Below are 23,480 nucleotides of genomic sequence, written 5' to 3' on the forward strand. Positions count from 1 at the left end.
GGCCCACCCGGCGAGTCGAGGCTTGTTGACCGCGATCAAGGCCTCGCTCAGAGCCAACCCCTACAGTGCCCGACAGTATTCCGCCCGGAAGGAGTTTTCATGCAACTGGTTTGTCCCGCAGGCAGCCTGCCTGCCCTCAAGGCCGCGGTTCGGCAGGGCGCTGACGCCGTCTATGTCGGTTTTCGCAATGACACCAATGCTCGCCATTTCTCTGGTCTGAACCTCGACGACAAGCAGCTCGAAAGCGGCCTGCAGCTGATCCGTCAGCACGGGCGGCAGCTGTATATCGCGGTCAATACCTATGCCCAGCCCGACGGCTGGGCACGCTGGCAGCGTGCGGTCGACCAGGCCGCGGCGCTCGGTGTGGATGCCCTGATCGCCGCCGATCCGGGGGTGCTGGCCTATGCCAGCCGCCGGCATCCCAGCCTCAACCTGCACCTGTCGGTGCAGGGCTCGGCGACTAATGCCGCCGCCCTGACGCTCTATCAGCAGCGCTATGGCATCCGCCGCGCGGTGCTGCCCCGGGTGCTGTCGCTGGCGCAGGTGCGCCAGGTGGCGGAAAAAAGTCCGGTGCCGATCGAGGTATTCGCCTTTGGCAGCCTGTGCATCATGGCCGAGGGCCGCTGCCATCTGTCGTCTTATCTGACAGGCGAATCGCCCAACCTGTGTGGCGTCTGTTCGCCGGCCAAGGCCGTGCGTTGGCAGGAAGATGCCGAGGGTCTTACCTCGCGCCTCAATGGCGTGCTGATCGACCGCTATGGCAAGGATGAGCCGGCCGGTTACCCGACCCTGTGCAAGGGCCGCTTCCTGGTCGGCGGCCAGCGCTTCCATGCCCTGGAAGAGCCGACCAGCCTAAACACCCTCGACCTGATCCCGCAGCTCGCCGCGATCGGCGTGACGGCGGTGAAAATCGAGGGCCGCCAGCGCAGCCCGGCCTATGTCGAGCAGGTCACCCGGGTCTGGCGCTCGGCGCTGGATGCCTACACCCGCGCGCCGGAGAATTTCACGGTGCAGCCACAGTGGCGCAGCGCACTGGACAGCTTGTCCGAGGGCAGCCAGACCACGCTGGGCGCCTACCATCGTTCCTGGCAATGAGGAAATCATCATGAAGCTCAGTCTGGGACCCGTCCTGTTCTACTGGAGCCGCGAAAAACTGCTGGATTTCTATGCCGAAATGGCCGAGCAACCACTCGATGCCATCTATCTCGGCGAGACGGTGTGCGCCAAGCGTCGCGCCCTCAGCCTGGATGACTGGCTCGGCCTGGCCCGCGAGTTGGGCGAATGCACGCGCGCCGAGCGGGTGCTGTCGGGCCTGGCGCTGGTCGAGGCGGCTTCCGAGCTGTCCAGCCTGAAGCGTCTGTGCGACAACGGCGAACTGCTGGTGGAGGCCAACGATATGGGCGCGGTGCAGTTCCTGCGTGAACGCAAGCTGCCCTTCGTCGCCGGTCCCGCGCTGAATCTGTACAACGGCCACGCCCTGGCCGAGCTGATCGACTGCGGCCTGCAGCGCTGGGTGCCGCCGGTCGAATGCTCCGGCGCGCTGATCCGCAACACCCTGGAGCAACTCGACAGCCTCGGCCTGACGCGGCCGGAGGTGGAGCTGTTCGCCTACGGGCATCTGCCCTTGGCCTACTCGGCGCGCTGCTTCACCGCCCGCGCGGAAAACCGGCCCAAGGACGACTGCCAGATTTGCTGCGAGAGTTTCCCGGAAGGCATCGTGCTGCACAGTCAGGAAGGCGAGGCGTTGTTCACCCTCAACGGCATCCAGACCATGTCGGCCAAGGTCAACAACTTGCTCGCCGACTATGCGCAACTGGCCGCGACCGGCGCCGATATGCTGCGCCTGAGCCCGCGCGCCGAAGGCATGGCCGGAGTGATCGGTGCGTTCGATGCGGTGCGTGGCGGCGCGCTGCCGCCCTTGGCGGTGGACGGCTGTAACGGTTATTGGCACGGCCGCGCCGGTATGCTGGGCGCCGCCGAGGTGGTGCTATGAAGACCTTTGCCCGCCTGGCCATGCGAGTCGGCCCGCCACTCTTGCCGCTGGGCCGCCATGTGCCATTCCCGCTGCAGCGCCTGGTGCTGGAAAAGGTCATTGCCCGCCTGTTCGCCGAACCCCTGGCGGCAGGCGAGTTCGACTTGTTGCAGGGCCGCTGGCTGCGCTTGGAAATCAGCGATTTGCAGCTGGCCTGGTGCCTGACCCGCGACCAGAGTGGTCTGCGTATCGCGGCCGAGGCGCCGGTGGATGTCTGCATCCGCGGCAACTGGCGCGAGTTCCTCCTGTTGGCCAGTCGTCAGGAGGACCCGGATACCCTGTTTTTCCGCCGCCGCCTGATGATCGAGGGCGATACCGACCTGGGCCTGGGCATCAAGAACCTGCTTGACAGCCTCGACCCGGAAGGCTTGCCGCCCAAGTTATGGCAGTTGATCTGCGCGCTGGGCGAGGCGGTTGAAGTTCCGGCGACGAAGGGCAAGACCGAGGTTTATTCCTAAGCGGGCGGCAAAGCAAGTACACCTAAAGTGTGATTGCGATGATGTGGCGAGCTTCTGACAATGATCAATCAAATAGCATGATGGAAAAGGACTCGATATGTCTGACACCTTGGCGCGCGGAATTCAGCGGCTATTGCGCGGTGTTGGCCTGCGCAGCATCAACACCCAGTTCTTCTTTTCCTACAGCCTGATCTTCCTCTGCGCGGCACTGACTGCCGGGGTGCTGTTCACCTCCGACCAGGATGCCAGGCAACTGGACATGGCCGGCGCGCAACGCATGCTCAGCCAGAAAATGGCCAAGGAGAGCCTGCTGGTCGCGCAAGAGGCGTTGCCGCTGGCGAAACTAGAGGCCACCCTGCAGCGCTTCGAGAGTGCCCATCGGCTGCTGGTACAGGGTGACCAGGGCCAGGGCATCGCCGCGGTAGAACTGCCGGCCGCCCAGCTGCTTCTGCGTCAGGTCGATCAGGCCTGGGGCCGTTACCGCACGCTGGTGCTGGCCGTTGCCAAGGGCGACCGCGACGCGCTGCAAACGCTTGCCGCCGACTCGGAATCCCTGCTCGCCGCGAGCAACGAAGTGGTGCAGCTGATGTCGGTCGAGGCCAACCGCAGTGCCAGCGTGCAGCGTTGGGTGGCGCTGGGTTCGACCTTGGCCATCCTGTTGTTGGTGGTGCTCGGACGGGTGGCCGGGATGAGTTGGCTGATGCGCCAGCTCGATGAGCTGCGCTGCAGGCTCGAGCGGGTCAGCCGCGGTGATTTTTCGCAAAAGTTGGCTGTGGATTACGCCGACAATGAATTGGGTCAGATCGGCACGGCCTATAACCGACTGCTGCAACAGGTCAGCGACATGATCCGTGCGGTGCGTCAGGCCGCGGATGAGGCCGATGGTCATTGCAGTCGCATGGCGGCGGTTGCCGGCGAGAGCGCGCGTAATGTGGTCGGCCAGCAGGCCGAGATCGATCAGGTGGCCACGGCCATGCACGAAATGCTCGCCACCTCCCAAGAAGTGGCGCGCAGCACAGTAGCGGCGGCATCGGCAGCCGATACCGCCGACAGCGAAACCGGCAATGGCCGCACAGTCATGCGCAGTTCGGTCGCCGCCATTCGCGAGCTGTCCGGGCATGTCGATGGGTTGTCCGAACTGATGTTGCAACTGGCTGCAGACAGCCAGGAAATCGGTCGGGTGCTGGAGGTGATCAGCGCAATTGCCGATCAGACCAACCTGCTCGCACTCAACGCGGCCATCGAGGCGGCCAGGGCGGGTGAGCAGGGCCGGGGTTTTGCCGTGGTCGCCGACGAAGTACGCAGTCTGGCCGCACGCACCCAGAGTTCCGCCGGCGAGATCAGCGGCCTGATCGGGCGCCTGCAGCAGCAAACCGAGCGCGCCGGCCGGGCCATGGACGAATCACGGCGTGGCAGCGATGCCACCTTGCAGCAGATCGAAGCGGCGCAGGGCGCCCTGGAAAATATCGTCGGTGCGGTGCAGACCATTCGCGGCATGACCAACCAGATCGCCACGGCGGCCGAGGAGCAGTGCCAGGTGGCCGACGACATGCACCGATCGCTGACCCATATCGCTGGAGTCGCCGATCAGGCGGCCGTTTCCACCCGCGATACCGAGTCGACCAGCCAGGCCATCACCCTGAGTATGGATGGCCTGCAAGTGCTGACCGGACGCTTCCGTTTGCAGGTTTGACGGGACGACGTGGTGGGCAGTCAGCCTGCCACGCCGCCGTTGCGGCGGCAGATGATCAATCGCGTAAAGGATCCATCGGACGCTGCGCCGTCGAACCGTGTACCTGCTAGATAAGGGGGCGCTCGGTGGATGGCGCAACCGCAGCCCTCGCCTCACTCGTAGTAGTTGGCCAGTCTGAGCGTATTGATGATGCGAATATTGCGCTGTTCCATGGCGATCAATCCGGCATCGATCAGGCGATGGAGGATGCGCGAGAAGGTTTCCGGCTGGATGCCCAGTTGCGAGGCGATCAGACGTTTCGGCACGCTGAGCTTGATCTGGCCATTGCCGGCCGCCTGTTCCTGACAGAGAAAGCGCACCACGCGGCGGCTGGCATTGGCCACGGCGAGGGTGTCGATTTCAGCCAGTCGCTGGTGCAGGCGCATGCTGAAACTGGCCAGCAGTTCCAGGCAGATGCTCGGTTGCACTTCGAGTAGGTGGCGATAGTGGGCGCCATCGATGCTTACCAGGCAACTGGGTTTCAGGGCGCTGGCGGTTACCGGATAGTGGCGGGTATCGCAGAACAGCAGGGAATCGGCAAAAATCTGCCCTGGCCGGATCACCTCGACCAGTTTTTCGCTACCTTCCGGCAGCACGCGGGTCAGGATGATCTGCCCTTCCAGCAGCAGGTAGAAACGCTCTGCCAGATCGCCCTGGTGGAAGAGGATGTCGAGGCTGTGCAGACGTCGATGAATCGCCAGGTTGCCGACTTCCTGAAAAGCGCTGGCGGGCAGCCTATCGAACAACTGGTGCTCGCGCAGAATGGCAAGGGTCGTGGAGTCGCTCAGCATGGTTCACCTCAGTAGGTACCATCTTAGGTGCCCCAACCGGGGCTGCCCATTCCTCCTCAGGGCTACCTCTAAAGGGGCAGCTCGGCGTAGGCCCGAGTCAGGCCGTCCATCTGCTTGAGCAGCGTCTCACAGGTTATGCTGATCAGCGTCGGCACATAGCGGGCGTCCTCGGACAGCTGAAAACCACGTTGCGAGAATTCCCATTGTGCACTGGCCTTGGCCAGCGCCGCGTTGATTGCCGCATTGTTTTCCGGTGCCGCGCGCAACTCTTCCAGGGCCTGGTTGAACTCGTCCACTGCCTGCTCAAACTGGGTCTGCAGCTCTGTGTTTGGCAGCCTCCAGCTCAGTGCCAGATACAGCTTGGCGATGCGCTGGCTGAGCATGCGCTGGCGTCCACTGCGGTTAACCAGTTGTGCAGTGCGACCGCCGCTGGAGCGTTCGATCTGTGCCACCAAGGTCTCGCTTTCGGCGAGCAGTTGGTCGCTGAGGGTCAGCACCCGCATCGCGGAGTCGCGGTCGGGACGTTGCAGAATCAGGTTGCGGTACTCCTGCCAGCGCAGGGTGACGCGCTGCAGCTGCTGCTCGATGGGCGGGCTGGAGGTATAGCCATCCAGGGCGAGGAGGTTGCTTTCGAAACGTGCCAGGCTCTCATCGAGCTGCTGATTGGCTTGTTCAGGCCGAATCTCGGCGCCGATCATCAGGTAATTCTTGGCGATGCGTTGGCTGAGCATGCGCTGCATGCCCGACAGGTTGACCGCCTCAGCGGCGCCGATGGCCGCCCACAGCGAAGGGCTGAGGAGCACCAGACCGAACAGCAGCCCGCACCAGTTTTTCTTGCGCATGGAGTCTCTCCAGGGGGTGCGCCCTCCCGCAGGGGAAGACGCGCCCAGGGTGCGCTCGGTAAAAGAACGACCGAGCCTATCGTTTAATAGCTGTATTGCGCCTGCAGCCACAGCTTGTCGGTGTCCACGGCGAAGTCGTCGGCATCGTAGCCAGAGTACTTGACCAGGCCGACTAGGCCCTTCACGCCCGGAATCGCATGGGCGTAGGAAACATCGATCTCCGAGCCGTAGTTGTTGCTGCCACGCTCGGCGCTGAAATCGTGGTACCAGGCCGCCAGGTTGCCGCCGAGCAGGGGGGCAGTAAAGCCGACGTAAGCGTCCTCGACGCCATCAGCCGGGGTCAGCAGGAAGATGTCGGCCCAACCCTGGAAGGCGTGCTTGGTCGCCAGCGGGGTCTGGAAGGCGCGGTTACTCGGTCCCGAGTCGCCACCGAGCACTTCGTAGCCACCCTTGAGCGCCACGCCTTTGACCGTGTAACCCAGTTCCGCCAGGTAGTAGTCGCTATCCAGATCCTGCGGGTTGTCGGCGTAATCCTTCTGCTGGGCGTACTCCAGGGTGTAGCTGACCCCGGCTACGGCGCCATTGAGGCGTACACCGCTGGTCTGGCTCGATTGATTGCCCAGCGCCAGGTTGTCCAGGCCGAGGCGGTACTGGTAGACGGTGGCGGTCAGCTCGGGCATGACCACGTACTGGGCATTCAGCAGGTGGCTGTGGCCTTCGATATTGGCCGGGTTGCCCGCCGTGTCGAAGCGGCCGTTGCCGGGGCCGAAAATACTGTTTATCTGGTCGATGTAGGCGTAGGTCAGGGTCAGGCCGTCCAGCGGTTTCAGTTGGCCGAGCACGCCGTCGTAAGTCTGCTCGTTCTGCCGCCAGCCGACGCCGCCGACGAAGCGCTGGTTGTCCAGATTGATGCGCTGGCGGCCGACCACCGCGTTGCCCAGGCTGTGGTCATAGCGCAGCAGGGCCTGGTTGATTTCGCTGCCGTCCGGGTCGGCGACCACGGAAAAATCGGTCTGGCCGTTGCGCGTGCTGTTGTAGCTGGCGTCGCCGATGCGGCTGACGTTGTCCGCCTCGATCAGGGCAGAGAGGCCGTACCACTTGCCGCTCTGGAAGCCGACGCGGGTGCGCAGGGTCTGGGCGTTGGCGTTGTTCAGCGCGTTGTCCTGGTCGACGTGTTCGTAGCGGTAGCGCAGGTCGAGGATCGGCTTGCCGTCCTTGAACAGGTTGCCGAGGTTTTCACTGGCGCTGGCGCTGGCGTTGCTGGCGCAGGCGAGCAGGGCAAGGGCGATTGGCGTCATGTAGCTTTTCATGGTCATGCCTCAAGCAGGTGAATTCTGGAGGGCACGTTAGCGGCACGGCGGTAGAACATATTGACGGCCATCAAGATGGCGAAAAAGTTGTCGCCGGGCTGCTCCCGGGTGTTTAGGCGGGCTACCTCTAAAGAGGTCGTCCTGGTTCAGGGTGGGTAGAGGGAATGGAATATTGATCCACAACAATTCTGCCGCTATGCGTCATGTCTATCCTTGCGCATGCCCCTGCCGCCGGTGGGGAGATCGGGAGCGTCGATGGACGTTGAACAGTTGTTGGCCAATAACCGCTTCTGGGCTGAGTCACTCAAGGCCAGGGATCCGGAGTTCTTTGCGCGCCTGGCGCGCCAGCAACGGCCGGAGTTTCTCTGGATCGGCTGCTCGGACAGCCGGGTGCCGGCCAATGAGGTGGTCGGCCTGATGCCGGGCGAGCTGTTCGTGCATCGCAACGTGGCCAATATGGTGGTGGCCACCGACATGAATTTTCTCTCGGTGCTGCAGTACGCGGTAGACGTGCTGCAGGTCAAACAGGTGATCGTCTGCGGCCACTATGGTTGTGGCGGAGTGCGCGCGGCCTTGGGGCATGAGGCGCTGGGCCTGATCGACAACTGGCTGCGCGCGCTCAAGGCGCTGTATCACCAGAATCTCGAATGTTTTCGTGGCTTGGAGTCGGAAGCCCAGGTCAACCTGTTGTGCGAGCTGAACGTGCAACGCCAGGTGCGCAATGTCTGCCATACCACCATCGTGCAGAACGCCTGGAAACGCGGCCAACCGCTGGCCGTGCATGGCTGGATCTACGGGCTTACCGATGGTCTGGTCAATGATCTGGGGGTGACGGTCAGCGGGGCGGACCAGCTCGACGACAGTTTTCTCTACGATCAGTGAATGCAGGCGGGCGCGGTTGGATCGTATTGTTCCCACGCTCCAGCGTGGGAATACAGCCAGTGACGCTGCGCGTCACGGCGAACGAGGCATGGACGCAGAGCGTCCAGAGCGGCGTACCCACGCGGAGCGTGGGCACGATCATTCAGTGTTGTTGGTGATCGGGCGTTGCTCATACTGTTCGACAGCATGAGTATCGCTACGCTCAACCTGCGCGGCCAGACTCATCCGGTTTCGGCGGTGGGCTAACGCAGATGTTCCATCGCCCAGACCGCGGCTTCGACCCGCGAGCGCAGGCCGAGTTTGTGCAGCAGATTTTTCACATGGACCTTGACCGTGCCCTCGGTGATCCCGAGCTTGTGGCCGATGACCTTGTTGCTGTGGCCGGCGGCGATGGTCTTCAGCACCTGGCGTTCGCGTTCGGTCAGGTCGGCCTGCGCGCTGGCGTGGGGCGAGCGCAGCGCCTGGGCGAGGATCCGGGTCAGGGTGGGGCTGACCACCAGGCTGCCTTGCAGGGCATCGCGAATCGACTGGATCAGCAACTCCGGCTCCATGTCCTTGAGCAGGTAGCCATCGGCATCCAGGCGCATGGCGTCGCGGATGTCGTCTTCGGAATCGGACACGGTGAAGATCAACACCTTGCCGTGGTAGTGCATCTCGCGCAGGCGGCGCAGGGTTTCCAGGCCGTTCATCTGCGGCATGTTGTTGTCCAGCAGGATCAGCTCGGGCTGCAACTCGCCGACCATCTGCAGGGCCTCTGCGCCATGCCCGGCCTCACCGATGACCTCCAGGTCTGCTTCGAGTTCGAGCAACTGGCGCATGCCGCGGCGCATCATCGGGTGGTCATCGACAAGCAGGATGCTGTGGCGGATCGGCGGGTTCATGCGGCGTTACCTTGTTCGTGACGCCCGAGGAACTCCGGGCGGAACTGCAAATGGATACGGGTGCCCTTGGGCGCGCGTGGTTCGATGTCGAGCTGGCCATGCAGGCTGCGCGCACGCTCCTGCATGATGGTCAGACCGTGGTGTTGGCGCGGGTCGAAGCCCTGAACCAGGCCGCAGCCATCGTCTTCGACCGACAACTCGACCTGTTCGCCGACCTGGCGCAGGCGCAGCCAGGCGTGTTTGGCCTGGGCATGCCGAGCGCAGTTGGACAGCGCCTCGCGGGCGATCTGCAACAGATGAATCTGCTCGCTGGCCGAGAGCTGAAAGGCCAGGCGGTCGATCTGCAGTTCGGCGCTGAAGTCGCCGCGCTTGGCAAACTCCTGCACCGTGTCTTTGAGTTCCTGGTCGAGGCCGCCGTCCTGGATCTGCAGGCGGAAGGTGGTCAGCAGCTCGCGCAGTTGCCGGTAGGCGGTGTTCAAGCCGTCACGCAATTCGTCGCTGACGGTTTCCAGGGTTTGCGCGCTTTCACCGCGGCGGATCAGGGTCTGCAGGCGGCTGACTTGTAGCTTCATATAGGACAGCGCCTGGGCCAGCGAGTCATGCAGCTCGCGGGCAATGGTGGTGCGCTCGTCAAGCAGCAGCAGGCGATGTTCCTGCTCGCGCTGGCGCTTGAGCGACAGCGCCGTGCCGATCTGGTTGGCCAGGGCCTGGATCAGCGCGGTTTCCCAGCTCTGCGGCTTATGCCCGTCGCGGAAGTAGGCTTTCAGTTCGCCCAGGTTATTGCCCTGATTGCTGATGATGAAGGTGGCCTGGTCGGGGTTGGTCTTGCGTTCGCAGGTGTCGCAATCGCTGCGCGCGCAGACCTCGCGGGTTTCGCTGCCATGCAGGGCCAGCAGTTGCTCGGCGGGCGCATAGACATTGTCCTGCAGGCACAGGGTCAGGCGCAGGCCCGGCAGGCGCTGCTGGAAGCGGCTGATCAGCTCGTCGAGGCGCTCGGCATTGGCCTGGCGGGTGGCCAGGCTGGAGCTGCTCTGATAGAGCAGTTCCAGGGCGGAGTTGGTTTGCTCCAGGGTCTGGGTCTTCTGCGCCACCCGGCTTTCCAGGGTGCGGTGCGATTCTTCGATGGCCTCGGCCATGGCATTGAAACTCTCGGCCATCTGCCCCAGCTCGTCATCCGAGCGGAACTCGACCCGCGCGCCGTGATCGCCGTTGCGAAAACGCTCGGCCGTCCCGGCCAGTTCCTGCAGCGGGCTGATCACATTTAGCTGCAGTTCGTACATGCCCACCAGCAGAATGATCACGGTGATCAGCAGGGCAGCGCCCTGGATGCTCTGTTGCCAGCCCTGGCGGCGTTCGCTCTGTTTCTGCAGGAGCATGACGAAATGCTCCAACTGGGCGACGAAGTTTTCGGTGTGCTGCTGGAAGGCGACCTTATCGCCGCGATCCAGGGCCGGGCGCAGCTGCTCCAGCCATAGCGTATGGATATCGCGGTAGGCGTTGTACAGCGGATCGTCCGGGCTGCCGCTGATGCGCTGTTGCAGGCTGCCGTCCAGGCGCAACTGCAGGTCATCGCGTAGCGCGGCGATGCTTTCCGGGGGCGCACCGGCCTCGAGTTGCCAGTTCAGGCGGTAGGTGGCCATGCGCAGGGAGCCGGCGGTATTGATCGCCGCCGCATCGTCCTCGCTGAACCAGGCAATCAGCCCGGCGCTGATGGAGCTGCCGAGCGCCAGCACGGCGATCAGGGTCACCGCAAAACCGGCTCTGACCGGCAGCGAACTGCGCATCCATCTCAACATCGGACTGACTACCTCTAAAGAACTCAGCCTGCCAGCAGTCTCGCTGGCAAGGATTTATATTGTTTATAACTATATGTTTTAAAAGGAAAAGTATGTGAAAAAACGGACTACCACTTAGGAGGTAGACGGGGCAGGGTAGGCCCAGACAGCGCTGAATTAATTGACCCAAGTCAAGTGCGCCGCCCCCTTGCCTATCTAGTGTACCGCCCATGGTTCAGGAATTAGGGGGTTCGCTATGGCAAGTCTGAGAGCACAACAGGGCCTAGTGTTGGGCATGAGTACCCTGGCGTTCACTATCTGCTTCATGGTCTGGATGATGTTCGCCGTACTCGGCGTTCCGATCAAGGAGTTACTGCAGCTCAACGATACCCAGTTCGGCCTGCTGGCCGCCACACCGGTGCTCAGTGGTTCGCTGGTGCGCCTGCCGCTGGGCATGCTCACCGACAGGTTCGGCGGGCGCATCGTGTTCTTCCTGCTGATGCTGGTCTGTGTGTTGCCGATCTACATGATCAGCATGGCCACCGAGTACTGGCACTTCCTGGTCCTCGGCCTGTTCGTCGGCCTGGCCGGCGGTTCCTTCTCGGTCGGCATCGCCTATGTCGCCAAGTGGTTCGAGCGGCAGAACCAGGGTTTCGCCATGGGCATCTTCGGTGCCGGTAACGCTGGCGCCGCGCTGACCAAGTTCGTCGCGCCGGCGATCATCGCCGCGGCCAGCTGGCAGATGGTGCCCAAGGTCTACTCGGCAATCATGTTCATCACCGCGCTGCTGTTCTGGTTCTGTACTTACGAGAACAAGGGCCATCAGGTGCGTAGCACCGTGTCCCTGGCCGATCAGCTGCGCACCCTGAAAGACCCCAAGGTGATGCGCTACTGCCAGTACTACTCGATCGTCTTCGGCGGCTATGTGGCCCTGGCCCTGTGGATGACCAAGTACTACGTCGAAGAATACGGCTTCAACCTGCAGAGCGCCGCCTTGCTGGCCGCCTGCTTCTCCCTGCCGGGCGGTGTGCTGCGCGCCATGGGTGGCTGGATGTCGGACAAGTGGGGCGCGCAGAGCGTGACCTGGTGGGTGATGTGGGTGAGTTGGGTGTGCCTGTTCCTGCTGTCCTACCCGCAGACCGAACTGATCGTGCAGACCGTCAATGGCCCGCAGACCTACAGCATTGGCCTCAATGCCTGGGCCTTCACCGCGCTGCTGTTCATCGTCGGTATCGCCTTCGCCTTCGGCAAGGCTTCGGTATTCAAGTACATCTCCGATGACTACCCGGACAACATGGGCGCCATCTCCGGCATCGTCGGCCTGGCCGGCGGCCTCGGTGGCTTCATCCTGCCGATCATGTTCGGCGCCCTGGTCGATCTGACGGGCGTGCGCTCCTCCAGTTTCATGCTGATGTACGGCGTGGTCTGGGTCTCCCTGATCTGGATGTACTTCAGCGAAGTTCGCAAAACTCCCGTTATGGGCCTGGTCTCCGAGAAGTCCACGGCTCCTGCTTTCCTGCCGCTTGAAGGAGAATGAGCATGTCCGCAACCAAGAATCCCCCGGTAACCGGGGTGCCCAACCAGGGACCGGTTATTCACGACTGGCGACCGGAAGACCCGCACTTCTGGGGCAGCGTCGGCAAGCAGATCGCCACCCGCAACCTGTGGATCTCGATCCCGGCGTTGCTCCTGGCCTTCGCCGTGTGGATGGTCTGGAGCGCGGTGACCGTGCGCCTGAACAGCATCGGCTTCAGCTTCACCAATGACCAGTTGTTCTGGCTGGCGGCGCTGCCGGGCTTGTCCGGCGCCACCCTGCGGATCTTCTACTCGTTCATGGTGCCGATTTTCGGCGGCCGTAGATGGACCGCCCTGAGTACCGCTTCGCTGTTGCTGCCGGCCTTGTGGATGGGCTTCGCCGTACAGGACATCAACACCTCGTACAGTGTGTTCGTGATCATTGCGCTGCTGTGCGGCTTCGGCGGCGGCAACTTCGCCTCGAGCATGGCCAATATCAGCTTCTTCTATCCCAAGTCGCAGCAGGGCACCGCGCTCGGTCTGAATGCCGGCTTGGGCAACCTCGGCGTATCGGTGATGCAGTTCACCGTGCCGCTGGTGATCGGCGTAGGCCTGTTCGGTGCGGTCGGTGGTCAGGCCAAGGAACTGGGCGACGGTAGCCAACTGTGGCTGCAGAACGCCGGCTTCATCTGGGTGCCGTTCATTGCCGCGGTGGCCGTGGCGGCCTGGTTCGGTATGCACGACCTGTCCAGCGCCAAGGCGTCCTTCAAAGAGCAGTCGGTGATCTTCGGCCGTAAGCACAACTGGTTGATGTGCTGGCTGTACCTGGCCACCTTCGGCTCCTTCATCGGCTTCGCCGCCGGCTTCCCGCTACTGATCAAGACCCAGTTTCCTGGCGTCGATCCGCTCCAGTTCGCCTTCCTCGGCCCGTTGGTCGGCGCCCTGGTGCGCCCGCTGGGTGGCTGGCTGGCCGACAAGCTGGGCGGCGCACGGGTGACCCTGTGGAACTTCGTGCTGATGATCGCGGCGGTGTTCGGCGTACTCGCCTTCATCCCGGTAGCCGGCACCGAGGGCAACTTCTACGGTTTCCTGGCCATGTTCATGTTGCTGTTCGTCACCACCGGCATCGGCAACGGCTCCACCTTCCGCATGATTCCGGTGATCTTCCGCACCCTGCACGAGCGCAGCAGCATCGGTAAAACGCCGGCGATCAAGGCGCAGGCGCTCAAGGACGCCGGCAAGGAAGCGGCCGCGGTGCTCGGTTTCAGTTCGGCAGTGGCGGCCTACGGCGCCTTCTTCATCCCCAAGTCTTTCGGCACCTCGATGGCGCTGACAGGCGGCCCGCAAATGGCCCTGTACGTGTTCATCGGTTACTACGTCAGCTGCATCCTGGTGACCTGGTGGTGGTACTCGCGCAAAGGCGCGGAAATCCCCTGCTAACCGGTAACGAATCGAATTATTGCGTGTGCGGGACGCAGATCCCGCGGCAAGCCTGAGAGGAATATAGAGATGAGTCATCTACTCGACCAATTGCGTTTCTTCAACCGTAAGCAGGGTGAATTCGCCGATGGTCATGGCGAAACCCGTATCGAGTCCCGCGACTGGGAGAACGTCTACCGTTCGCGCTGGCAGTACGACAAGATCGTGCGTTCCACCCACGGGGTGAACTGCACCGGCTCGTGCTCCTGGAAGATCTACGTGAAGAACGGTCTGATCACCTGGGAAACCCAGCAGACCGATTACCCGCGCACCCGCAACGACCTGCCCAATCACGAGCCACGCGGCTGTCCGCGCGGGGCTAGCTACAGCTGGTACATCTACAGCGCCAACCGCCTGAAGTACCCGAAAATCCGCAAGCCGCTGTTGAAACTCTGGCGTGAAGCGCGGGCTACTATGGCCCCGGTGCAGGCCTGGGCGAGCATTGTCGAGGATCCGGTCAAGGCCGAGTCCTACAAGAGCAAGCGCGGCATGGGTGGCTTCATCCGCTCGAGCTGGGACGAAGTCAACGAGATCATCGCCGCGGCCAACGTCTACACCGTTAAAGAGCACGGCCCGGACCGCGTGGTCGGCTTCTCGCCGATCCCGGCCATGTCGATGGTCAGCTACGCCGCCGGTTCGCGTTACCTGTCGCTGATCGGTGGCGTGTGCCTGAGCTTCTACGACTGGTATTGCGACCTGCCGCCGGCTTCGCCGCAAGTGTGGGGCGAGCAGACCGACGTGCCGGAATCGGCCGACTGGTACAACTCCAACTACATCATTGCCTGGGGCTCTAACGTGCCGCAGACGCGCACCCCGGATGCACACTTCTTCACCGAAGTGCGCTACAAGGGCACCAAGACCGTGTCCATCACTCCGGATTACTCCGAGGTGGCCAAGCTTACCGACCTCTGGCTGAACCCCAAGCAGGGCACCGATGCGGCGCTGGCCCAGGCGTTCAACCACGTCATCTTCAAAGAATTCCACCTCGACAAGCCGAGCGCTTACTTCACCGACTACGTGCGTCGCTATACCGACTTCCCGATGCTGGTGCTGCTCAAGGATCACGTCGGCGCCACCCCGGAACTCAACGGCTACCAGCCGGATCGTTTCCTGCGTGCCGCTGACCTGGCCGCCAACCTGGATCAGGAAAACAATCCCGAGTGGAAGACCATCGCGCTGGACAGCGACACCAATCAACTGGTGTCGCCGTTGGGTTCGATCGGCTACCGCTGGGGCGAGAAGGGCAAGTGGAACATCGAAGCCCGTGAAGGCGGCGATGGTCGCGAGGTCAATCTGCAACTCAGCCTGATCGGCGAAGAGATAGCCGAAGTGGCCTTCCCGTACTTCGGCGGCCAGACCCACGAGCACTTCCAGCATGTCGCCGGCGAAGCCGTGCAACTGCGTCGCGTACCGGTACGCAGCATTACGCTGGCCGACGGCAGCCAAGCCAAGGTCGCCACCGTGTTCGACCTGTCGGCAGCCAATCTGGCGATCGACCGCGGCCTGGGTGGTGGCAACGTCGCCAAGGACTACGACGATGCCACTGTGCCAGGCACTCCGGCCTGGCAGGAACTGATCACCGGCGTGTCGCGCGAGAAGGCGATCCAGATCGCCCGCGAATTTGCCGACAACGCCGACAAGACCAAGGGTCGCAGCATGATCATCGTCGGTGCGGCGATGAACCACTGGTACCACATGGACATGAACTACCGCGGCCTCATCAACATGTTGATGATGTGTGGTTGTGTCGGCCAAACCGGTGGCGGCTGGGCTCACTACGTCGGCCAGGAAAAACTGCGTCCGCAGTGTGGCTGGTTGCCTCTGGCCTTTGGTCTGGACTGGAGCCGTCCGCCACGCCAGATGAACGGTACCAGCTTCTTCTATGCCCACAGCTCGCAATGGCGTCACGAGACGATGAGCATGCACGAAGTGCTCTCGCCGCTGGCCGACAAGTCGCAGTTCCCCGAGCATGCGCTGGACTACAACATCCGCGCCGAACGCGCCGGCTGGCTGCCGAGTGCGCCGCAGATGAACCGTAACCCGCTGCAAATCACCAAGGATGCGGCAGCTGCCGGCATGTCGCCGGTGGATTACGTGCTCAAGTCGCTGCAGGACGAGTCGCTGCGTTTCTCCTGCGAGCAGCCGGATAGCCCGGAGAACTTCCCGCGCAACATGTTCATCTGGCGTTCCAACCTGCTGGGCAGCTCGGGCAAGGGCCACGAGTACATGCTCAAGTACCTGCTGGGCACCAAGAACGGCGTGATGAACGAAGACCTTGGCACACGTGGCGGGGTCAAGCCGAGCGATGTCGAGTGGGTTGACGAAGGTGCGATCGGCAAGCTCGACCTGGTCACCACCCTGGACTTCCGCATGTCTTCCACCTGCGTCTACTCGGACATCGTGTTGCCGACGGCGACCTGGTACGAGAAGGACGACATGAACACCTCGGACATGCACCCGTTTATCCACCCGCTGTCCGCGGCCATCGATCCGGCCTGGGAATCGCGTTCCGATTGGGAAATCTACAAGGGCATCGCCAAGGCCTTCTCCGAGATGTCGGTCGGCCATCTGGGCGTCGAGCAGGATCTGGTCACTATTCCGATGCAGCACGACAGCGTCGGCGAACTGGCCCAGCCGTTCGGCGGTATCGACTGGAAAACTGCAGGCGAAGTCCCGGTACCAGGCAAGAACTGCCCGAATATGACCGTGGTCGAACGCGACTACCCGAACGTCTACAAGAAGTTCAGCTCCCTCGGCCCGTTGCTCGACAAGCTGGGTAACGGCGGCAAGGGCATCAACTGGAACACCGAGCATGAGGTCGAATTCCTCGGCGAACTCAACCACAAGGTGCGTGCCGAAGGCGTCAGCCAAGGCCGGCCACAGATCGAGACGGCCATCGATGCCTGCGAGGTGATCCTCACCTTGGCCCCGGAAACCAACGGCCACGTAGCGCTCAAGGCCTGGGCGGCGTTGTCCGAGTTCACCGGCCTGGATCACAGCCACCTGGCGATCTCCAAGGCGCACGAGGCGATTCGCTTTCGCGACATCCAGGCGCAGCCGCGCAAGATCATCTCCAGTCCGACCTGGTCGGGTCTGGAAGACGAGAAGGTCAGCTACAACGCCGGCTACACCAACGTCCACGAGTTCATCCCATGGCGCACCATCACCGGCCGTCAGCAGTTTTACCAGGATCACCCGTGGATGCAGGCGTTTGGCGAGCAGCTGATGAGCTACCGGCCGCCGATCAACACCCGCACCATCGATGCAGTGAAGGGCAAGCAGCCTAACGGCCACACCGAGATTGTTCTCAACTGGATCACCCCGCACCAGAAGTGGGGCATCCACAGCACCTACAGCGACAACCTGATCATGCTCACCCTGAGCCGTGGTGGGCCGATCATCTGGCTCTCGGAAACCGACGCCAAGCGTGCCGGTATCGAGGACAACGACTGGGTCGAATGCTTCAACGTCAACGGCGCTCTGGTCGCCCGTGCGGTAGTTAGCCAGCGGGTCAAGGACGGCATGGTGATGATGTACCACGCCCAGGAACGCATCATAAACATGCCCGGCAGCGAGATGACCAAGACCCGCGGCGGCCACCACAACTCGGTGACCCGCGTGGTGCTCAAGCCGACCCATATGATCGGTGGCTATGCCCAGCAGGCCTACGGTTTCAACTATTACGGCACGGTTGGTTGCAACCGCGACGAATTCGTCGTGGTACGCAAGATGGACAAGATCGACTGGCTTGATGGCACAGACGACGAAGCTCTGCCACAACCCCTGCCGCAAGACATTTGAGGAGCTCTGCCATGAAAATTCGTTCGCAAGTAGGCATGGTCCTCAACCTGGACAAGTGCATCGGTTGCCACACCTGTTCGATCACCTGCAAAAACGTCTGGACCAGCCGCGAAGGTATGGAATACGCCTGGTTCAACAACGTCGAAACCAAGCCAGGGATCGGCTACCCCAAGGAATGGGAAAACCAGGACAAGTGGAAGGGCGGCTGGATCCGCAACAAGGACGGCTCGATCAATCCGAAGATTGGCGGCAAATTCCGCGTACTGGCGAATATCTTCGCCAACCCGGATCTGCCGACCATTGACGACTACTACGAGCCGTTCGATTTCGACTACCAGCACCTGCACACCGCGCCCCTGGGTGAGCACCAACCGACCGCTCGGCCGCGCTCGGTGATCAGCGGCAAGCGTATGCAGAAGATCGAGTGGGGCCCGAACTGGGAAGAGATTCTCGGTACCGAGTTCGCCAAGCGGCGTAAGGACAAGAACTTCGACCAGATCCAGGCCGACATCTATGGCGAGTATGAAAATACTTTCATGATGTACCTGCCGCGTCTGTGCGAGCACTGCCTCAACCCGACCTGCGCGGCTTCCTGCCCGAGCGGGGCGATCTACAAGCGCGAAGAAGACGGCATCGTCCTCATCGACCAGGAAAAGTGCCGCGGCTGGCGCATGTGCATCAGCGGCTGCCCGTACAAGAAAATCTACTTCAACTGGAAGAGCGGAAAATCCGAGAAGTGCATCTTCTGCTACCCGCGCATCGAGGCCGGCATGCCGACCGTGTGTTCGGAAACCTGCGTCGGCCGCATCCGCTACCTCGGCGTGTTGTTGTATGACGCCGACCGCATCCTTGAAGTGGCCAGCACGCCGAACGAACAGGATCTGTACCACAAGCAACTGGAGATTTTCCTCGACCCGAATGACCCGAAGGTCATCGCCCAGGCCCTGGCCGACGGCGTACCGATGTCGGTGATCGACGCCGCGCAGAAATCCCCGGTGTACAAACTGGCGGTTGACTGGAAGCTGGCGCTGCCGCTGCACCCGGAATACCGCACCCTGCCGATGGTCTGGTACGTGCCGCCGCTGTCGCCGATCCAGAACGCCGCGACCGCTGGCACCGTAGGCATGAACGGGGTGATCCCGGATGTCGACAGCCTGCGCATTCCGCTGCGTTACCTGGCCAACCTGCTCACCGCCGGCGACGTCATCCCGGTCAAGTTGGCGCTCAAGCGGCTGCTGGCCATGCGGGCCTACAAGCGTTCCGAGCAAGTGGACGGCGTGCAGGACCTGCAGGTGCTGGCCGATGTCGGCCTGAGCGTGGCGCAAGTCGAAGACATGTACCGCTACTTGGCCATCGCCAACTACGAAGACCGCTTCGTCATCCCCAGTGCGCACCGTGAGGAGGCGACCAGCGATGCCTTCGCCGAGCGTTCCGGCTGTGGCTTCAGCTTCGGCAGCGGTTGTGGCGGCTCCTCCGACACCAACATGTTCGGGGCGAAGAAGGCCAACAAGCGCGACATCCTCAAAACCGTACAGATGTGGGAGGAGTGAGCATGCAAATTCTCAAGGTGATTTCACTGCTGCTGGATTATCCGACCGAGCAGTTGCTGGAGGGCCGGGCCGAGTTGGCCCTGGCCGTCGACGCCTCGCGGGAAATCAGCCCGGCGCAACGCGGCGCGCTGCACGAGCTGCTGGCACTGATCTGCGACAACGACCTGATGGATGGCCAGGAGCACTATGGTGCGCTGTTCGGTCGTGGTCGCTCGCTGTCGCTGCTGTTGTTCGAGCACGTACACGGCGAGTCGCGTGATCGTGGTCAGGCGATGGTCGACATGATGGCGCAGTACGAGGAAGCCGGTTTCGCCATCGGCATCAAGGAACTGCCCGACTACATCCCGCTGTACCTGGAGTTTCTCTCCACCCGCGAAGACCTGGAGGCCCGCGAGGGCCTGGCCGATGTCAGTCATCTGCTGACGTTGTTGGCTACTCGTCTGGACGAGCGCGAAAGTGCCTATGCCGGCTGCTTCCGCGCACTGCTGCAGATCGCCGGGGTCGAACCGCAGGAAGCCATGGCCGAGATGCGCGAACAGGTCGCTGCCGAGGTACGCGACGACTCGCTCGAAGCCCTCGACAAGATCTGGGAGGAGGAGGCCGTGGACTTCCTCCAAGCCGAGCAGCAAGACCGTTGCCCGAGCCAGACCAGCTTGCCGGGCAAGGCCCGTGAAGAGTCGGCGGTGCCGTTGCACTGGGTTGATTTCAATCAGGATGGGTTGGCCACCGAGCTGACCCAGGAGGTGCGCAATGTCTAACTTCAATCTGATGGCGTTCGGGGTTTATCCCTACATCGCCCTGGCTATCTGCATCATCGGCAGCTGGGCGCGTTTCGACCTGTCGCAGTACAGCTGGAAGGCCGGATCGAGCCAGATATTCGCCCGCTCGGCGGCCGAGCAACGCTACATGCGCATCGCCAGCAACCTGTTCCACGTCGGCGTGCTGTTCGTCCTGGCCGGTCACTTCGTCGGCCTGTTGATGCCCGCAGCGCTCTACCACGTGTTTATCAGTACCGAGAACAAGCAATTGCTGGCCATGGTCTCCGGCGGCTTCTTCGGCGTGCTGTGCCTGATCGGCCTGCTGATGCTGCTTAAACGGCGTATGTCCGACGCGCGGGTGCGAGCCAGTTCCACCACCTCGGACATCGTCCTCCTGTTCGTGCTGCTGACGCAGTTGCTGCTTGGCCTGTTGAGCATCTTCGTCTCGGCCGGCCACATGGACGGCTCGGTGATGGTGCTGCTGGCCGACTGGGCACAATACACCGTCACCCTGCAGCCAGTGGCCGCGGCCGCCAGCATCGAATCGGTGAGCGTGGTGTACAAGCTGCACGTGTTCCTCGGGATGACCCTGTTCGTGCTGTTCCCCTTCACCCGCCTGGTGCACATCATCAGCGCACCGGTGTGGTACCTGGGACGGCGCTACCAGATCGTCCGGCAGAAGGCTGTGCGTCCGGTTGCGCAACGGCCGCAGGTGCGTCCGCTCGCACAACCTGCTCATGAGAGACCTGTGCAAGCGCCGCAGCCTGGCTATGCCTTTAGCGCCGCCAAGGCCAAGGATATCTAACAGGCCAGTGGTGTCGGGTGGGCCGGGCGGCGATCCGCAGCGGCCCACCACAGCTGGTACGTGAATGAATGATGTAAGCGCTAACGAGGAATTTCTCATGGGATGTGGATGCGGTGGTAGCAATGCAGGGCAGGGCGGGTGCGGCGGACAAAAGCCGCCAGTCGATCTGCTGGTTGATGCCCCTGGAGTACAAGAGGTAACTCCCCAATCGCGGCCTACGGCCGATGAGCCGGAGGCCCTTGCCGAGGAAGTCGAGTCAGCCCCCACGCTGATCGCCAGCAGCGAGCAGGAATGGCCGCGGGTCACGGTCAACGGCGTGACTATCGCGTCCGACGCCATGGCTCAGGAGCTGCAATATCACCCGGCAGAGAGCCGCGAGGAAGCGGTGTTTCTTGCCGCCCAGGCGCTGGTGATTCGTGAACTGCTGCAGCAGCGCATCGTCGAACTGGGCTTGTCGGTGCAGGCCGAACCTGGCGAAAGCGCGGAGGAGGCCGCTACCCGCCAGCTGATCGAGCAGGAAGTGGCGCTACCGGAGTGCGACGAGCAAAGCTGTCAGCATTATTACCAGAGCAATCGGGCGCGCTACGTCACCGCTCCCTTGCTGGCCGCGCGGCACATCCTGCTCGAGTGTGCCCCGGACGATGCCGAGGCGCGCAGCCTGGTTCGTGAGAAAGCTGATCAGTTGCTTGAGCTGTTGCGCCAGGATGGCGGTCGCTTCGCCGAACTGGCCCTGGTCCACTCGGCGTGTCCTTCAAAGGCCCAGGCTGGTGCGTTGGGGCAACTGAGCAAAGGCCAGACCGTGCCCGAGTTCGAGCGGCAACTGTTCAAGCTGCCTGCCGGGCTGGCCGGCCAACCGCTGGAAAGCCGCTACGGCTGGCATGTAGTCAGCGTCGATCAGCGCATCGAAGGCAAGCAATTGCCTTACGACGTGGTCGCCGACTCGATCCGTACACTGCTGCAACAAGGCGTATGGCAGAAGGGCGTGGCTCAGTACCTGCAAACCCTGATTGGCGCGGCGACTATCGTCGGCATCCTGTTGCAAGGCGCCGATTCACCGCTGTTGCAGTAGCCCCGATGGCAACGGTGCGCAGTGCCTGCTGCGCGCCGCGAGGCTCGATTTTTCCCAGGCATGGAGTACCCCATGAACACTGTCTTGCAGGATGGCTTTGGCCGCACTATCGATTACCTGCGCATGTCGGTCACCGACAGGTGTGACTTTCGCTGTGTCTATTGCATGGCCGAAGACATGACCTTCCTGCCGCGTCAGCAGGTACTTGGGATCGAGGAGCTGTATCGCCTGGCGGCGCTGTTCGTCGGCCTGGGGGTGAAGAAGATCCGCCTGACCGGCGGCGAACCGCTGGTGCGCAACGGCATCGTCGAGCTGTGCCAGCGCATCGCCGCCTTGCCCGGCTTGCGCGAGCTGGTGATGACCAGCAATGGCTCGCAACTGGTCAAACTGGCCAGGCCGCTGGCCGACGCCGGGGTCAAGCGCCTGAACATCAGCCTCGACAGCCTGGATGCCGGAAAATTTCGCGGCATCACCCGGACCGGCAGCCTGCGCCAGGTGCTGGACGGCATCGAAGCGGCGCGCGATGCCGGTTTCGAGCGGATCAAGCTCAACGCGGTGGTCATGAAAGGGCGCAACTTCGACGAAGTGCTCGACCTGGTCGACTACGCCATCGCCAAGCAGCTCGATATCAGCTTCATCGAGGAAATGCCCCTGGGCGACGTCGGCCGTTCACGTGGCGAGTCGTACTGTTCCAGCGAAGAAGTGCGCAACCTGATCAGCAGCCGGCATGCGGTACTCGATAGCGCCGAACACAGCGGCGGGCCAGCGCGCTATATCCGCCTGAAGGAGCATGCGGCTACCCGAATCGGCTTCATTTCACCGAATTCGCACAACTTCTGCAGCACCTGCAACCGCGTGCGCCTGACCGTCGAAGGCCGCCTGCTGTTGTGCCTGGGCCATGAAAACTCCATCGACCTGCGCGCCCTGGTGCGCCGCTACCCGCTGGACGACCAACCAATCATCGACGCGGTGCAGCAGGCCCTGCAACGCAAACCACTGCGCCACGAATTCAGCGCCGATGGCGAAGTGAAGATCCTGCGTTTCATGAACGCCAGCGGCGGCTGAAGCCTTGTCTCCGATGCCCTATCGATAAACTCCTTTTACCTCTCAGTTGGTCGCCCTGAGCGGCCATTTCTGGGCTATGTAGCCGTTATGGGTTGAAGCGCCATTTCCTCGGTTGAATTAGGCGCATGACTGCAGGCTATTTGTGGGTGCGTAGTCGGTTGCGCCCTAACCCACTAGATGAGGGAAGTCGACAACCGCTTGGTGGGGTACGCGGCACGCAATTTCCGCAGTTGATGTTCCGCCTCTGCTCAGCGCCACTAACCCACCCGGCAAAAGCGCGTTGCAACAGTTAACGGGTACCTAGCCATTGTTTAGCCGATTTCTGGCCTAAGGCTCGCTCTGTAGAAGCGCTTGTTACGGCTGAAGTGGCACGTCGACCGGCCGCAAAATGGCGGACTGCTCACTTGCGCGGCTGAGTCCGCCCTGCCTGCCACAACCACTAATCAGCGTGCGCTGGCGTACAGAGCTGGCCAGGCCAGGTGGGTATAGTCGCGAGGTCTGTTTAGTCTGGGTGATCGTGATGTCATTTGGGATATATATCGTCGGCTACATCATATTCATCGTCGGCCTGGCGTTTGGCGCTCATTGGCTCGACGTGCCTGCGCAGTGGATTAGCGTTGGTGTGCTCTGCCTGGCTTGGCTCGCCATCGTTCAGGGCGCGACCGTCACTGGGCAAAAAGACGCCTGACCCTTAGCGGAGCCTGGCGATTCTCGAATCGAGCGCCAAGCTCCCGT

17 protein-coding genes and 3 pseudogenes are annotated in these 23,480 nt (G+C 62.6%); 15 read left to right on the top strand and 5 right to left on the bottom strand.

Features of this window, described 5'->3' with window-relative positions; genetic code table 11:
- The first annotated feature begins 99 nt into the window (after positions 1 to 99).
- The 5 genes and pseudogenes from ubiU to VCJ09_RS24780 all read left to right on the top strand — a co-directional run.
- Positions 100 to 1,095: a ubiquinone anaerobic biosynthesis protein UbiU gene (gene ubiU, locus VCJ09_RS11380; RefSeq protein WP_324734399.1), complete on the top strand. Its 996-nt coding sequence runs from the start codon at positions 100 to 102 to the stop codon at positions 1,093 to 1,095.
- Positions 1,096 to 1,105: 10 nt separating this feature from the next.
- The gene (locus VCJ09_RS11385; RefSeq protein ID WP_324734400.1) at positions 1,106 to 1,993 is read left to right on the top strand and encodes a U32 family peptidase; all 888 of its coding nucleotides are present in this window, start codon (positions 1,106 to 1,108) and stop codon (positions 1,991 to 1,993) included.
- Positions 1,990 to 2,490: a ubiquinone anaerobic biosynthesis accessory factor UbiT gene (gene ubiT, locus VCJ09_RS11390; protein ID WP_324734401.1), complete on the top strand. Its 501-nt coding sequence runs from the start codon at positions 1,990 to 1,992 to the stop codon at positions 2,488 to 2,490. Before VCJ09_RS11385 ends, ubiT begins: the two co-directional genes overlap by 4 nt.
- A 97-nt stretch (positions 2,491 to 2,587) precedes the next feature.
- Positions 2,588 to 3,316 (top strand): annotated as a pseudogene (locus VCJ09_RS24775) (type IV pili methyl-accepting chemotaxis transducer N-terminal domain-containing protein); the annotation flags it as partial.
- A 267-nt stretch (positions 3,317 to 3,583) separates the two neighbouring features.
- Positions 3,584 to 4,183, top strand: a pseudogene (locus VCJ09_RS24780) (methyl-accepting chemotaxis protein); the annotation flags it as partial.
- Positions 4,184 to 4,335: 152 nt separating this feature from the next.
- On the opposite strand, the gene VCJ09_RS11400 reads toward VCJ09_RS24780, so the two are convergent.
- From VCJ09_RS11400 to VCJ09_RS11410, 3 genes are all read right to left on the bottom strand, one after another.
- Positions 4,336 to 5,013, bottom strand: coding sequence for a Crp/Fnr family transcriptional regulator (locus VCJ09_RS11400; protein WP_324734403.1), 678 nt, complete (start codon positions 5,011 to 5,013; stop codon positions 4,336 to 4,338).
- Between the two features lie 68 nt (positions 5,014 to 5,081).
- On the bottom strand, positions 5,082 to 5,855 hold the full coding sequence (locus tag VCJ09_RS11405; protein WP_324734404.1) for a type IV pili methyl-accepting chemotaxis transducer N-terminal domain-containing protein: 774 nt from the start codon (positions 5,853 to 5,855) through the stop codon (positions 5,082 to 5,084).
- Positions 5,856 to 5,938: 83 nt separating this feature from the next.
- Positions 5,939 to 7,153, bottom strand: coding sequence for an alginate export family protein (locus VCJ09_RS11410; protein WP_407693039.1), 1,215 nt, complete (start codon positions 7,151 to 7,153; stop codon positions 5,939 to 5,941).
- A 267-nt stretch (positions 7,154 to 7,420) separates the two neighbouring features.
- Here VCJ09_RS11410 and can point away from each other — a divergent pair, with 267 nt between their 5' ends.
- Positions 7,421 to 8,047: a carbonate dehydratase gene (gene can / locus VCJ09_RS11415; RefSeq protein ID WP_324734406.1), complete on the top strand. Its 627-nt coding sequence runs from the start codon at positions 7,421 to 7,423 to the stop codon at positions 8,045 to 8,047.
- 242 nt (positions 8,048 to 8,289) lie between these two features.
- Here the strand turns inward: can and narL are convergent, their stop codons facing one another.
- On the bottom strand, positions 8,290 to 8,928 hold the full coding sequence (gene narL, locus VCJ09_RS11420; RefSeq protein ID WP_079201918.1) for a two-component system response regulator NarL: 639 nt from the start codon (positions 8,926 to 8,928) through the stop codon (positions 8,290 to 8,292).
- Positions 8,925 to 10,724: a HAMP domain-containing protein gene (locus VCJ09_RS11425; protein WP_324734407.1), complete on the bottom strand. Its 1,800-nt coding sequence runs from the start codon at positions 10,722 to 10,724 to the stop codon at positions 8,925 to 8,927. Before VCJ09_RS11425 ends, narL begins: the two co-directional genes overlap by 4 nt.
- Positions 10,725 to 10,959: 235 nt before the next feature.
- On the opposite strand from VCJ09_RS11425, the pseudogene VCJ09_RS11430 reads away from it, so the two are divergent.
- The 9 genes and pseudogenes from VCJ09_RS11430 to VCJ09_RS11470 all read left to right on the top strand — a co-directional run.
- Positions 10,960 to 12,262, top strand: a pseudogene (locus VCJ09_RS11430) (MFS transporter); the annotation flags it as partial.
- Positions 12,243 to 13,658, top strand: coding sequence for a NarK family nitrate/nitrite MFS transporter (locus VCJ09_RS11435; protein WP_324734409.1), 1,416 nt, complete (start codon positions 12,243 to 12,245; stop codon positions 13,656 to 13,658). The pseudogene VCJ09_RS11430 and the gene VCJ09_RS11435, both read left to right, overlap by 20 nt.
- A gap of 69 nt (positions 13,659 to 13,727) precedes the next feature.
- Positions 13,728 to 17,498, top strand: coding sequence for a nitrate reductase subunit alpha (locus VCJ09_RS11440; RefSeq protein ID WP_079201922.1), 3,771 nt, complete (start codon positions 13,728 to 13,730; stop codon positions 17,496 to 17,498).
- Between the two features lie 11 nt (positions 17,499 to 17,509).
- The gene (gene narH / locus VCJ09_RS11445; RefSeq protein ID WP_079201923.1) at positions 17,510 to 19,048 is read left to right on the top strand and encodes a nitrate reductase subunit beta; all 1,539 of its coding nucleotides are present in this window, start codon (positions 17,510 to 17,512) and stop codon (positions 19,046 to 19,048) included.
- Between the two features lie 2 nt (positions 19,049 to 19,050).
- Positions 19,051 to 19,806: a nitrate reductase molybdenum cofactor assembly chaperone gene (gene narJ / locus VCJ09_RS11450; protein ID WP_324734410.1), complete on the top strand. Its 756-nt coding sequence runs from the start codon at positions 19,051 to 19,053 to the stop codon at positions 19,804 to 19,806.
- A complete protein-coding gene (gene narI / locus VCJ09_RS11455; RefSeq protein WP_324734411.1) occupies positions 19,799 to 20,611 on the top strand; it encodes a respiratory nitrate reductase subunit gamma in 813 nt (270 codons plus the stop codon). Before narJ ends, narI begins: the two co-directional genes overlap by 8 nt.
- A 97-nt stretch (positions 20,612 to 20,708) precedes the next feature.
- Positions 20,709 to 21,680 (top strand): peptidylprolyl isomerase, encoded by a 972-nt coding sequence (locus tag VCJ09_RS11460; RefSeq protein WP_324734412.1) that lies wholly within the window; start codon positions 20,709 to 20,711, stop codon positions 21,678 to 21,680.
- Positions 21,681 to 21,752: 72 nt separating this feature from the next.
- Positions 21,753 to 22,745, top strand: a complete 993-nt coding sequence (gene moaA, locus VCJ09_RS11465; RefSeq protein WP_324734413.1) for a GTP 3',8-cyclase MoaA — start codon at positions 21,753 to 21,755, stop codon at positions 22,743 to 22,745.
- A 520-nt stretch (positions 22,746 to 23,265) separates the two neighbouring features.
- Positions 23,266 to 23,433: a hypothetical protein gene (locus VCJ09_RS11470; RefSeq protein WP_324734414.1), complete on the top strand. Its 168-nt coding sequence runs from the start codon at positions 23,266 to 23,268 to the stop codon at positions 23,431 to 23,433.
- Positions 23,434 to 23,480: the final 47 nt, after the last annotated feature.

This window comes from Pseudomonas paeninsulae (assembly GCF_035621475.1).
Lineage (GTDB): Bacteria > Pseudomonadota > Gammaproteobacteria > Pseudomonadales > Pseudomonadaceae > Aquipseudomonas > Aquipseudomonas paeninsulae.